General features: G+C 54.4%; 11 protein-coding genes. 7 read left to right on the forward strand and 4 right to left on the reverse strand.

From position 1 onward, the window contains the following. Nucleotides 1–29: 29 nt before the first annotated feature. Both ACHHZ6_RS17805 and lrp read right to left on the reverse strand, forming a co-directional pair. Complete coding sequence (locus ACHHZ6_RS17805; RefSeq protein ID WP_395122804.1) at nucleotides 30–3719, reverse strand: DNA translocase FtsK 4TM domain-containing protein; 3690 nt, start codon at nucleotides 3717–3719, stop codon at nucleotides 30–32. Between the two features lie 135 nt (nucleotides 3720–3854). Beyond that, on the reverse strand, nucleotides 3855–4349 hold the full coding sequence (lrp, locus tag ACHHZ6_RS17810; protein WP_000228469.1) for a leucine-responsive transcriptional regulator Lrp: 495 nt from the start codon (nucleotides 4347–4349) through the stop codon (nucleotides 3855–3857). Between the two features lie 668 nt (nucleotides 4350–5017). Between lrp and trxB the strand changes: the two genes are divergently transcribed. The 7 genes from trxB to ACHHZ6_RS17845 all read left to right on the forward strand — a co-directional run bounded on the left by trxB (nucleotide 5018) and on the right by ACHHZ6_RS17845 (nucleotide 11937). Further along, nucleotides 5018–5986 (forward strand): thioredoxin-disulfide reductase, encoded by a 969-nt coding sequence (trxB, locus tag ACHHZ6_RS17815; protein ID WP_182274371.1) that lies wholly within the window; start codon nucleotides 5018–5020, stop codon nucleotides 5984–5986. A gap of 114 nt (nucleotides 5987–6100) precedes the next feature. Further along, nucleotides 6101–7867, forward strand: a complete 1767-nt coding sequence (gene cydD, locus ACHHZ6_RS17820; protein WP_182274370.1) for a cysteine/glutathione ABC transporter permease/ATP-binding protein CydD — start codon at nucleotides 6101–6103, stop codon at nucleotides 7865–7867. Then, nucleotides 7867–9588, forward strand: coding sequence for a cysteine/glutathione ABC transporter ATP-binding protein/permease CydC (cydC, locus tag ACHHZ6_RS17825; protein ID WP_196391069.1), 1722 nt, complete (start codon nucleotides 7867–7869; stop codon nucleotides 9586–9588). The genes cydD and cydC overlap by 1 nt, the downstream gene beginning before the upstream one ends. Nucleotides 9589–9634: 46 nt before the next feature. Further along, entirely contained in the window at nucleotides 9635–10339 is a 705-nt protein-coding gene (gene aat / locus ACHHZ6_RS17830) for a leucyl/phenylalanyl-tRNA--protein transferase (protein ID WP_182274368.1), read from the forward strand. A 284-nt stretch (nucleotides 10340–10623) separates the two neighbouring features. Next, complete coding sequence (gene infA, locus ACHHZ6_RS17835; protein WP_002211347.1) at nucleotides 10624–10842, forward strand: translation initiation factor IF-1; 219 nt, start codon at nucleotides 10624–10626, stop codon at nucleotides 10840–10842. A 181-nt stretch (nucleotides 10843–11023) separates the two neighbouring features. Continuing rightward, complete coding sequence (locus ACHHZ6_RS17840) at nucleotides 11024–11467, forward strand: antitoxin Xre/MbcA/ParS toxin-binding domain-containing protein (protein ID WP_182919707.1); 444 nt, start codon at nucleotides 11024–11026, stop codon at nucleotides 11465–11467. Further along, the gene (locus ACHHZ6_RS17845; protein ID WP_182274366.1) at nucleotides 11464–11937 is read left to right on the forward strand and encodes an RES family NAD+ phosphorylase; all 474 of its coding nucleotides are present in this window, start codon (nucleotides 11464–11466) and stop codon (nucleotides 11935–11937) included. Before ACHHZ6_RS17840 ends, ACHHZ6_RS17845 begins: the two co-directional genes overlap by 4 nt. Before the next feature lie 100 nt (nucleotides 11938–12037). Here ACHHZ6_RS17845 and ACHHZ6_RS17850 read toward each other — a convergent pair whose 3' ends face one another. Then, nucleotides 12038–12463, reverse strand: a complete 426-nt coding sequence (locus tag ACHHZ6_RS17850; protein ID WP_395122805.1) for a DUF3828 domain-containing protein — start codon at nucleotides 12461–12463, stop codon at nucleotides 12038–12040. 162 nt (nucleotides 12464–12625) lie between these two features. After that, nucleotides 12626–13063: a hypothetical protein gene (locus ACHHZ6_RS17855; RefSeq protein ID WP_395122806.1), complete on the reverse strand. Its 438-nt coding sequence runs from the start codon at nucleotides 13061–13063 to the stop codon at nucleotides 12626–12628. Between the last annotated feature and the right edge of the window lie 375 nt (nucleotides 13064–13438).

Raw genomic sequence — 13438 nt, forward strand, 5'->3', positions numbered from 1 at the left:
ATTTACCCTTCTTTGCAATCGATGAAAGGTCAATCAAACGGCGGTGGAGCCAGTACCTCACGGTTACCGTTATGCCCCTGCTCGCTCACGATGCCCTGGGCCTCCATCTGCTCGATGATACGCGCCGCACGGTTGTAGCCAATGCGGAACTGACGCTGTACCCCGGAGATAGACGCTTTACGTTTTTCGGTGACGAAGTTAACCGCCTGGTCGAATAACGGATCCAGCTCTTCGCCGCCGTCAAAGCCACCACCACCGCCTTCGCTTTCGCTGTCGGAGGTAATACCGTCAACGTACTGCGGACGGCCACGCGCTTTCCAGTCCTGTACCACCGCATGCACTTCCTGGTCACGAACGAACGCGCCGTGAACACGCACCGGAGAGGTTGAGTTCGGGCCGGAGTAGAGCATATCCCCCATCCCCAGCAGTGACTCTGCACCTCCCTGGTCGAGGATGGTACGCGAGTCAATTTTACTCGATACGGTAAACGCAATACGGGTCGGGATGTTTGCTTTAATCAACCCGGTGATGACGTCTACTGATGGACGCTGCGTCGCCAGAACGAGGTGAATACCGGCCGCACGCGCTTTCTGCGCCAGACGCGCAATCAGCTCTTCCACTTTCTTACCGACGGTCATCATCAGGTCGGCGAATTCATCCACCAGCACGACGATGTAAGGCAGTTTTTCCAGCACCGGATGCTGGGCATCCATGCTGTCACCCGGCTTCCAGTATGGGTCCGGAATCGGACGGCCCATACGCGCCGCCTCAGCGATTTTCTCGTTATAACCGGCCAGATTACGCACGCCCAGCGCCGACATCAGCTTATAGCGACGTTCCATCTCATTGACGCTCCAGCGCAGGGCGTTGGCGGCGTCCTTCATATCGGTCACAACTTCAGTCAGCAGATGCGGGATGCCTTCATAAACCGACAATTCCAGCATTTTCGGGTCAATCATGATGAAACGCACATCTTCAGGCTGCGCTTTATAGAGCATGCTGAGGATCATGGCGTTCACCCCAACGGACTTACCGGAGCCGGTGGTACCCGCGACCAGCAGGTGAGGCATTTTCGCCAGATCGGCAACCACCGGATCGCCCGCGATATCTTTACCCAGCACCACGGTCAGTGGAGATGGATTATCGCGGAAGCGGGTGTTGTCCAGCACTTCTCGCAAATACACGGTCTGACGTTTCTTATTCGGCAGTTCAAGCCCTACGTACGGCTTACCCGGGATAACTTCTACCACACGCACCGCCACGGTCGACAGGGAACGCGCCAGGTCGCGGGACAGGTTAGAAATACGCGCCGCTTTTACGCCAGGGGCCAGGTTCAGTTCGAAACGGGTGATCACCGGGCCAGGAGAGTAGTTCACCACATCCGCCTTGATGCGGAAATCAGCCAGACGCGCTTCGACCAGACGCGCCATCTGCTCCAGCGCAAAGGTATCAACCGGTTCAACTTCAGACGGTGGCGGCGTTAACAGATCCAGCGACGGCAATGGCGTACTCGGGCGTTGCAGCGGCCGGCTATCACCGTTACGCATCAACAATGGATGAATAAGGCTTTCCTGCGGCTGTGCCGGAGGCTGCTGGAACTGCGGCTGCTGTGCGTGAGTCTGCGGAGTCGGCTGTTGCGGCTGCGCATACGCCTGCTGTGCAGGAGCATGCTGTGCCAGAGGCTGCTGCTGGCGCACCGGTTGCTCAGCTTCCGGCATCACGCTCGGGGTGAATAACGGCTCACCAGGGCCATCATCCACCAGATCTTTCATTGGCGAGAATTCAAAATCTGACAGCGAGAACGGGTTCGCACCGGCAGGTTGTTCACCGGAATAGCGCTGCTGCTGCGTTGCCGCAAACTGGCGCGCTAACTCGGCTTCCGCCGCATCCTCTTCGTCTTCAGGAACATGAGGCGATGGCGCATCGTGCTGATACTCTTCACCGTAGCGCTGATGCTGCTGCGCGGCGAACTGACGTGCCAGCTCATCCTGCTGCAGTTCATCGGCGTCGTCTTCATATTCAGACTCGCGCGCTTTTTCCTCAGCCATACGCTGGGAAGGCAGCTTGATGCCGTAAGAGGCCAGCTCACGACGCGTTGGTACGCGAACACGATTAGGACGAGGCAACTGCGGGCCAATCCCCTCTTTCACCTGAGGACGTGGCGCGCCACCTGCTGCCAGGCTAAAGACTGGCGCAGCAACAGCGGCCGCTGCCGTGGCTTGCTTCACGCTTTCAGCCACCGGAGCAACAACAGGTGTAGGATCAACGGAAGGAGCAGAAACAGCAGGAACCTGTACGGCAGGTTCAGGAACGGGCTGATACCAGGCCGCCAGTTGCTCGCGCTCACGGGCCCGACGCTCTTCAACTTCTTCAAAGTAGTACATTGGCGGACGGGACGGTTTCGTCTCTTCCACCACTTCAGGTTCGGACTGCGGCTCTACATATGGCTGCGCAGGTTCGACCGGTTCAGGCACATATGCCTGATACGGCTGGGCGGCAGGTTGCTCGTATTCCGGATACCCCTGCGGTTCATACGCAGGTTCAGGCGGCTGATAAGGTTGTTGCCACTGTTCCTGCTGTACCGGCACATAGCTTTCTGGCTCCGGTGCGATGACCGGCTCCGGCGTATGGACACCCGGCGCACTCTGCCAGTCAACCTGAGGCTGCTGCATAGCCAGCTCTGGTGCAGGAACCGGCGCGGATGGCATGACGGCTTCAGCAGGTGCAGCAAACGCCTGCGCTGCCGTGGTGGCCGCTGCAGCGACCGCAACCTGCCCGGTGACAGAGTGACCATTGAGTAGCGGATCGTACTCGTCAAAATCACCTGGCGTGGCGCGGCTCCCGGAGAAGAGCACATCATCAGGATCGACGGCCTTACCTGCAGCACGATATTCAACCTGCTCCTCTTCATCCATGCGTTTGCCGGAGAAAAGTGCAGCATCGGTTTTACGGCCCAGCGGGTTGGCAAATTTTTCGGCTACGCGCTGACGGCGCGCCAGCGCCCCACGCAGAATGCGGGCACGGCGAGATTCGCGACGCTGCACCGGGGCATCGTCGTACTCATCTTCATTGTCGTCTTCATCAACCCATGTGTCATCGCGACGGGTACGGTTGCTGGCAAAAGTAAGAATATTAAGGATAAAACTGCCGATCTTTTCGGCGATACTCACCCATGACCAGCCCGTGAACAACGTCAACCCAGCCGCCCAGATGCAGAGCAATGCCAGGGTTCCGCCACTACTGTGGAGCATCGGCTGTAGCGCGGTGCTCAGCAAGCTGCCGATCACCCCACCGGAAGCAAAGTACCAGATATCATCGGCGTTAATCGCCGCCAGCCCGCAGGAGGTCAGGATCAGTGCCAGCGCGCCAATCAGGCGCAGCGAAACAGCGAAATAATCGATGTAGTCATCGTTCTGCCGATGACGCCAGGCAAACCAGCATCCGCCAATCATAATGACGGGAAGGGTGTAGGCCATCACACCGAAAATGAAAAAGAGCGTATCCGCAAGCCAGGCTCCGGGAATGCCGCCTAAATTATGAATAGGCTCATGCCATGCGGTTTGTGACCAGCTTGGATCGGAGGGGTTGAAACTGAGTAAGGCTGCCATCAGCCAGACGGCAAAAAGGGCAATAACAATCAGCAACGCCTCAAGGAGACGACGTCCGCTGCTTAGCTTCGATAGTGTGACTTCTTTGTCTTCAGTGTATTCCTGGCTCAAGAAAGGCTCTCCAGGTATCAGGCATATCCTGCCTGTTTGCTAAAACGGACAACAGCGCCGGGTATCCCCGGCACTGTTGCTGTATGGATTAACAGGAGTGTAATCAAACTACGCTGATTTTGCACCTGTTCCGTGTTAGCGCGTCTTAATAACCAGACGATTGCTCTGTTTGACCTCTTCCATCACCACATAGGTACGGGTGTCGTTCACACCAGGCAGTCGCAGCAGGGTTTCACCCAGCAGCTTACGGTAGGCGGACATGTCTGGCACACGGGTTTTCAACAGGTAGTCAAAATCACCGGAAACCAGATGACACTCTTGAATTTCTTCAAGTTTTTGTACAGCGGCGTTAAATTGCTCAAACACATCCGGCGCACCACGATTCAGAGTAATCTCAACAAATACCAGAAGTGAGGCATCCAGATAATGCGGGTTCAGCAGAGCCGTATAGCCCTGAATAAAACCCTGTCTTTCCAGTCGACGTACACGCTCAAGGCACGGCGTCGGGGAAAGTCCCACACGTTTTGAAAGCTCGACGTTGGAAATACGCCCATCCTTTTGCAATTCATTAAGAATGTTACGATCGATACGGTCGAGGTCTTTGCCAGGGCGCTTCTTGCTATCTACCATTATTATTGTCTCTCTGTATTCCTTCCCTACTCCTGCCTGGACCCTGTGCACATCACTGTTCAGAGCCTGTACCCGTTATTCATCACATCGCCTGGTTATGTATTATATCCGTCATACTTCAAGTTGCCTGCGCGTTGGCTTTTCTCACTCACCCCAGTCACGTACTCATGTACGCTCCCGGGGATTCGCTGCGTCGCCGCCTTCATGCAACTCGAATTATTAGGCTATAGACGCGATGCGGATTCGGGTTCTGTTGGTAAGAAGTCCGTTGCCCGAAGGGCAGTCACCGACATCACGTATGGCGTCTGTCCACACCATGCGTAGATTTCACTAACCCGGTAAAAATGGCATTTACGTGCATGCCTATGCGGCACACAGTTAATGCGTTTTTTTTCTTCCTTGAATGTTTTCGCAAAAGCGCAGGTGATTGTCAAAGCAAAACATCGATTTTTAGTACAACATGCCGGATATTCATTGCGGTCGGGTATTAATCCTCATTTTATTGCCTTATAAACAACCGGTTTTCAATAGCACACAGTATGTTATCGCCCGCCATTCATCGTCAGCGTCTATTGCACATATTGATATCAAAATTGCTGTGCTCTTTTTTTACGGCAACAAATTCCCTACAATCCTGCCAAATGTCTGCCAACAACAATGGGGATCTCATGGGCACGGCCAAACACAGTAAGCTGCTAATTCTTGGTTCTGGACCTGCGGGATATACCGCGGCGGTCTACGCTGCACGCGCTAACCTGCAACCGGTGTTAATTACCGGCATGGAAAAAGGCGGTCAGTTGACCACCACCACCGAAGTGGAAAACTGGCCAGGCGACCCGAACGACCTGACCGGGCCGCTGTTGATGGAACGTATGCACGAGCATGCGACCAAGTTCGAAACCGAAATTCTGTTCGACCATATTCACAAGGTCGATCTGCAGAACCGTCCGTTCCGTCTGACCGGCGACAGTGGTGAGTACACCTGTGACGCGCTGATCGTTGCCACCGGTGCATCCGCCCGTTACCTGGGTCTGCCGTCTGAAGAAGCGTTCAAAGGCCGCGGCGTATCTGCCTGCGCCACCTGCGACGGTTTCTTCTACCGCAACCAGAAAGTCGCGGTCATTGGCGGGGGTAACACCGCAGTGGAAGAAGCGCTTTATCTGGCGAACATCGCCTCTGAGGTACACCTGATCCACCGCCGCGACACCTTCCGTGCGGAGAAAATCCTGATCAAACGTCTGATGGATAAAGTGGCGAGCGGCAACATCGTGTTGCACACCAACCGTACGCTGGAAGAAGTCACGGGCGATCAGATGGGCGTTGCGGGTCTGCGTATCCGTGATACCCAGAACACCGATACCGTGGAATCGCTGGAAGTGGCTGGCCTGTTTGTGGCGATCGGCCACAGCCCGAACACGGCGATCTTCGACGGTCAGCTGGAGCTGGAAAACGGCTACATTAAAGTGCAATCCGGCATTCACGGCAACGCAACCCAGACCAGCATCCCGGGCGTATTCGCCGCAGGTGACGTCATGGATCATATTTACCGTCAGGCAATCACCTCCGCCGGTACCGGTTGTATGGCCGCGCTGGATGCTGAACGCTATCTGGACGGGCTGGCCGAACAAGGTAAATAATCTTTACAAGTCAGTAACAAACGTAAATAAAGGCGGCGATAAGTCGCCTTTATTGTCTCTCCGTTGTAACATTGCGCTGCCCAATTTCTAATAACGTCACCTGCAAAGTACGCAATGGAAAAAACCCGTCAACAAGAGTTAACACGCTGGCTGAAACAGCAAAGCGTTCTTTCCCGCCGCTGGCTCATGATTTCCCGCCTTCTGGGACTGATCAGCGGTCTGTTGATTGTTGCCCAGGCATGGCTGCTGGCCCGCATTCTTAACCACATGATCATGGAGAACATTCCGCGCGAAGCACTCCTGATGCCGTTTATCGTCCTTGTTCTGGTTTTTGTTCTGCGCGCCTGGGTGGTCTGGCTGCGTGAACGCGTCGGTTTCCATGCGGGGCAACATATACGCTATGAAATCCGCCGTCAGGTACTCGACCGTCTGCAGGAAGCCGGACCCGCCTGGATCCAGGGTAAGCCTGCCGGAAGCTGGGCGACGCTTATCCTTGAGCAAATTGACGATATGCACGACTACTATGCCCGCTATCTTCCTCAGATGGCGCTGGCCGTTTGCGTGCCGCTGCTGATTGTGATCACCATTTTCCCGACCAACTGGGTAGCGGCGTTGATCCTGCTGGGTACCGCCCCGTTGATCCCGCTGTTTATGGCGATGGTGGGAATGGGGGCTGCAGACGCTAACCGCCGCAATTTCCTGGCGCTGGGTCGTCTGAGTGGCCATTTCCTTGACCGTCTGCGCGGTATGGAAACCTTGCGTATTTTTGGCCGTGGTGAAGCGGAAACTGAAAACATCCGCCTGGCGTCGCAGGATTTCCGCCAGCGCACGATGGAAGTGTTACGCCTGGCGTTTCTGTCGTCTGGCGTGCTCGAATTCTTTACCTCGCTGTCGATTGCACTGGTGGCGGTTTATTTCGGTTTCTCCTACCTCGGTGCGCTGGATTTTGGCCACTACGGTACGGCAGTGACGCTGTCTTCGGGCTTCCTGGCGCTAATCCTGGCTCCGGAGTTTTTCCAGCCACTGCGCGATCTCGGTACCTTTTATCATGCTAAAGCGCAGGCCGTTGGCGCGGCCGATAGCCTGAAAACATTCATGGAAACGCCGCTGGCACACCCGGAACGGGGTGACGTTACGCTGAATACCAAAGAACCAGTGACAATTGAGGCGAGTGATTTTTCTATTCTGTCGCCTGAAGGCAAAGTGCTGGCAGGCCCGCTGAACTTTACCCTGCCTGCCGGGCAGCGAGTGGTGCTGGTCGGTACCAGCGGTTCAGGTAAAAGTTCGCTGCTTAATACACTGTCCGGCTTTATGGCTTACACCGGTTCGCTACGGATTAACAAAACCGAGCTGCGCGATCTCGATCCGGATGCCTGGCGCAAACAGCTAAGCTGGGTGGGACAAAACCCACAGCTACCGGCCGCCACGCTGCGGGAGAACGTGCTTCTGGCTCGCCCGGATGCACGCGAAGATGAGCTGCAATCCGTCCTTGACCGCGCCTGGGTCAGCGAGTTTCTGCCCCTGCTTGTGCAGGGGGTCAACACTATCGTTGGCGACCAGTCTGCCGGGCTGTCCGTAGGCCAGGCGCAGCGTGTAGCCGTTGCCCGTGCTCTTCTTAATCCCTGCCAGTTGATGCTGCTGGATGAGCCTGCCGCCAGCCTGGATGCACACAGCGAGCAACGCGTAATGCATGCCCTTAACGCAGCCTCATTGCAGCAAACCACCCTGATGGTCACACACCAGCTGGAAGGCATTGCCGACTGGGATCAAATCTGGGTGATGGAAAACGGTCAAATTGTTGAGCAAGGCGATTACGCCTCTCTCGTTACCGCGCAGGGGCCATTTGCCACCCTGCTGGCGAATCGTCAGGAGGACATCTGATGCGTGCCCTGCTCCCGTATCTTGCGCTGTATAAACGCCATAAATGGATGCTGACGCTGGGCATCGTACTGGCGATCGTCACTCTGCTTGCCAGCATTGGCCTGCTGACGCTCTCCGGCTGGTTCTTATCGGCGTCTGCCGTCGCGGGCGTCGCCGGGTTATACAGCTTTAACTACATGCTCCCGGCCGCGGGCGTGCGTGGCACCGCCATTACCCGTACCGCCGGACGCTATTTTGAGCGGCTGGTCAGCCACGATGCGACCTTCCGCGTGCTGCAACACCTGCGCATTTACACCTTCAGCAAACTATTGCCCCTCTCCCCTGCCGGGCTGGCGCGTTTTCGCCAGGGTGAATTGCTCAACCGCGTGGTCGCGGATGTCGATACGCTGGATCACCTCTACCTGCGCGTCATTTCGCCGCTGGTGGGCGCATTTGTGGTGATCGCGGTGGTTACGCTGGGGTTGTGTGTTCTGGATGTTCCCATTGCGCTGACGCTCGGCGGCATCATGCTGTTGACGCTGATGATTCTGCCGCCGCTGTTCTACCGCGCCGGTAAATCCACCGGGGAAAATCTGACTCGCCTTCGCGGTGAATATCGTCAGCAACTCACCTCCTGGTTACAGGGGCAGGCCGAGCTGACCCTTTTTGGTGCCAGCAAACGCTACCGCGCCCGTATGGAAAGCACGGAGTTAAACTGGCACGAAGCGCAACGTCGCCAGTCTGAACTGACGGCGTTCTCCCAGGCCTTGATGATGTTAATTGGCGGCGTGGCTGTCATTGCTATGCTGTGGATGGCTTCTGGCGGAGTGGGCGATAACTCACAGCCCGGCGCACTGATTGCCCTCTTCGTCTTCTGTGCGCTGGCGGCCTTTGAGGCACTGGCACCGGTGACGGGGGCATTCCAGCATCTTGGGCAGGTTATCGCTTCTGCCCTGCGCATCACGGAGATTGCCGGGCAAGAGCCGGAAGTGACGTTCCGCGACGGGCAAACCGTTGTGCCAGAGCGCGTCACTCTGACACTGAATGACGTCACGTTTGCTTATGACAAGCAGGCACAAAACGCGCTGGAAGGCATCAATCTCGTCGTGAACGCAGGCCAACGCATTGCGCTTCTTGGCCGCACGGGTTGCGGTAAATCGACGCTCCTGCAGCTGCTGACCCGCGCCTGGGATCCGCAGCAGGGACAGATCCTCCTTAACAATGTGCCACTGGCAGACTTCAGCGAACAGACGTTGCGCAAGACTGTCAGCGTGGTACCGCAGCGTGTGCATCTCTTTAGCGCAACGCTGCGCGATAACCTGCTGCTTGCCGCGCCAGATGCCCCTGATGCGCTGCTTAGCGCGGTGCTGGAGCAGGTTGGGCTGCATAAACTGCTTGAAGATGACGGGTTAAACAGCTGGCTGGGTGAAGGGGGTCGTCAGCTCTCCGGCGGTGAGTTGCGCCGTCTGGCAATTGCGCGAGCACTGCTGCACGATGCCCCGCTGATGTTGCTGGATGAGCCGACAGAAGGGCTGGACGCCACTACCGAGAGCCAAATCCTTGATTTACTGGCCACTGTCATGGCCGGTAAAACCGTGCTGATGGTGACACACCGACTGCGCGGACTGGCGAGTTTTGATCAGATAATTGTGATGGACAACGGGCACATTATTGAGCATGGTAGTCACGCAGAACTGTTGGCGAAACAGGGTCGCTACTACCAGTTTAAACAGCGTCTGTAGACTATATTTGTACCGTTCCTCACTCGCGTATTGGAGTTCTGCTGTCATGCGCCTGGTCCAGCTTTCTCGTCATAATATTGCGTTCCCTTCTCCGGAGGGGGCGCTGCGTGAACCCAATGGGCTACTGGCGCTTGGCGGTGACCTCAGTCCTGCACGGCTATTGATGGCTTACCAGCGCGGGATTTTCCCGTGGTTTTCCCCCGGTGACCCTATTTTATGGTGGTCGCCCGACCCGCGTGCTGTACTGTGGCCAGCCCAGTTTCATCTGAGCCGCAGCATGAAACGTTTCCATGCGAAATCACCGTACCGTGTAACGCTCAACCACGCGTTTGGTCAGGTCATTGAAGGTTGTGCCAGCGATCGTCATGAAGGCACATGGATAACCCGCGATATTATCGACGCCTATCACCGCCTGCATGAGCTTGGCTACGCCCATTCAATAGAAGTGTGGGAGAAAGGTGAGCTGGTTGGTGGCATGTATGGCGTGGCACAGGGTACGTTGTTCTGTGGCGAGTCGATGTTTTCCCGCGCAGTTAACGCCTCGAAAACTGCACTGCTGGTTTTCTGCAACGAGTTTGCCCTACGTGGCGGACAGTTGATGGATTGTCAGGTACTTAACGAGCATACCGCCTCGCTCGGTGCCGTAGAAATCTCCCGTCGTCACTACATTGAGCACCTGGATACCTGCCGCCAGGAGAAGCTTCCGCGCGACTTCTGGGTACCAAGGACACTCTTTATGCCCAATGTCTAAATGTTTTCCGCACATTTTTCATGAGGGTGTTATAATTACGCCGCAGAGTAGCTTCTGCCTGTTGCCCCGCCGCCGTTTGGGACCTTCGCTTCAGATAACGTCCTGACGTTTATCCTGTCGTCTCCCCTTTACGAATGCGCTTTTCGTTCGGTAGTACCGTGACGCTTGGGCAATGCGCCGAAACTGTTTTGCTGCGTTTTAATCGCGCAATTCTTTACTTAATTGATGAATTTCGGCATTATCTTGCCGGTTCAAAACTTGGTAGTGATACCCCAGAGGATTAGATGGCCAAAGAAGACAATATTGAAATGCAGGGTACCGTACTTGATACGTTGCCTAACACCATGTTTCGCGTAGAGCTGGAAAACGGTCACGTGGTAACTGCGCACATCTCCGGTAAAATGCGCAAAAACTATATCCGCATTTTAACGGGCGACAAAGTGACTGTTGAACTGACCCCGTACGACCTGAGCAAAGGCCGCATTGTCTTCCGTAGTCGCTAATTGTTTTCGCCTGTAATGGCAGATGAATATATACAAGGTCGGGATAATCCCGGCCTTATTTTTTTGTAGGCCACGACACCTTTAATCCCTCCGCTCTTAATGCGCAAAAAGTATCCATTCCATAAGTCATGACAAATGACTATACTTCCCTATGACAAATGACATTCATCAGGAGGTACAGATGAGAACATGGGTTCCCGCGCAGAAACCTGCTGACAACGCACTTTGGCGTTTTGCAGGTTTGCCTGCAAACAGAGGTATGCGGCTGATTGAATATCTCAATCAGGGCTTGCCCGTCAGCGTACTTGACAACATTCATGAATGGACCGCGATGTCAAAAGCGGACATTTTACGCGTGACAGGGATTAACGAGCGCAATGTCGCGCGCCGCAAAAGTGCGGGCCGTACGCTGACGCCCGATGAAAGCGAACGCGTGGCTCGTTTCGTTCGGGTACTGGATACCGCTGTCGATTATTTTGGCAGTAAAGACGAGGCATGGAACTGGCTGCAATCACCGGTTCGCGGGCTTGGCAATATAGCACCTGTCGACCTGATTGCCACAGAAACCGGCGCACTGGAAGTCACCGACCTGATTGGCCGTCTGGAACACGGAGTGCTGGCATGATTTTTTATCGTCTGGTGACGGGACGTTATGCCAGCGAAGCGTGGAGTGGAAGCGGTGCAAACCAGTACGGTGGCCGCTGGAATCATAAAGGACACCCTGCGGTGTACGTCTCCACATCCATCTCGCTGGCAGCGCTCGAAATTCTGGTTCACGTTAAAAGGGATACCGTACTGAATCAATACCAACTGTTCAGCATCGATATCCCGGACGATCAGATTGATCATCTGGATAAAGAGTGGCTGCCCGGGGACTGGCAGGAAAATCCGGCTCCGGTTTCAACGATGGACCTGGGAACCAGCTGGCTACAGGCCAGTGATGCACTGGCACTTATTTTACCTTCCTGCATTATTCCTTATGAAAACAATGCCATTCTCAACCCATTGAACCCGGCATTTCAACAGGCTTTATCCTCCGTTCAGCGCCACTCTTTTGTATTCGATACCCGGCTGGCAGAAAAAACCGCCCCCTGAAACAGATGCGGTTGTTATTTCTCAGAACCAGGGAACCGTCGCTGTCGCGCTTAGCCCGTAAGTCGCCCGTAGAAAGGTCCCACAGTCAGCGAGCCGATCCTTATTTAATAAGAGTTGCTGACCTTATTTTCCACTTCCCATTTTCCTGAATCAGGCAATCTGCAACGACATGCTCCTGCTTCTGTCCGAATGCGATATAGATGTTTGTGCACACAGCGTCAAAATCAGATGAAACTACCGCAACATGATCCCAGCCATTACCCCAGTCCTGGGCTTTTATAAACATGTCAGCATCTGGCATGTCTTTATCATTGCTGTCACCTGAATAAAGTTTTTTTATCGCTGCGATCGTTTCTGATGCTACGTAATCACCCATAGTGTCCGGGTTGAGGACAGGTGCATTATTCTGATTAAGCTGACTGATATACCACTGATTAAATTTTATGGCTATGGTAGCGGGTTGATTGTGTTCACTTGCCACAGCAATTGAAGACAGCGTGAAAATGATTATCAGGAGCGATCTCATTAGTTATCCCTGAAAATTTCATAATGGGGTTTTAATTATTCACTAAAGTGGCCCGCATACTTTTTGCTTCTCTCGTGTTTGGGATGTCCAGGCCACTACAATTTCTTATCACATCCGTGACGTAATGGGTGCAAGAACCCGTACTGATGCAACAAATCAGATTCAGGGAATAATATGGATTACGGTTTTTTCACGACAAGGCGTAATCACATCTGCGGCCATTGAATGCGCTATGTCATGCAATAACCCCGTAAGATGCGGCAACATATCGCGATCAAAATGCGAAATCAGCAATACGTGATTTAATGCCCGGCAGTAATCGCATTTCGTTTCAGTATCTTCCAGCAACCACTCTTTATGCTTCGGTCGTTCTTCTTCGGCTTCAAATTCCACTACCTGAAAATCGCGCATTGATTCTGTGAGTCCCGTTTTGACTTCTTCCAGATAAGCGCCCAGACAGCGGCAAACGGGCTGGGTTTGAGGAAGCGAAGTGCAATCCAGCAGGATTTCGGTGAGCAACTTACAACGCTCGGCAAGGGTTGGGAGATCGGGGTTGAGGGTGAGTTCGCTGTAGAGTTGGGAGAAAGATTGGTTTTCCATATCATAATTTCCATATTTAGAAGCCGAAAACTACCACCAGAAACGCCAACTTCAGGTGGCAGACTGAACCGGTTTGGCGTACCGACCATATGGAAAATCGGCGCTTCAAAAGAAGCCCCAGTTCAGCCCACCATATTTGAAGATACGGATTATACCGCAGCTAAAAAAAGAGTGAACGAAACCAGTAACGTTGCTGTGAGCAACATCTTTCCATATGTGTGTATCAGGACGCCAATCCTGACACCTGATTTTGCAGGTGCGTCGCCATTTTATTACTGTGAATTTATCCAGCAATCGGCATCATCAAATACTGGAAAGCGCCTCGCAAAATTCCTCTGCGCCCTGATGCCCTCACCCTAGCCCTCTCCCACAGGG

The sequence above is a fragment of the Enterobacter cloacae complex sp. 2024EL-00214 genome, assembly GCF_043945575.1.
GTDB classification, from domain to species: domain Bacteria; phylum Pseudomonadota; class Gammaproteobacteria; order Enterobacterales; family Enterobacteriaceae; genus Enterobacter; species Enterobacter cloacae_P.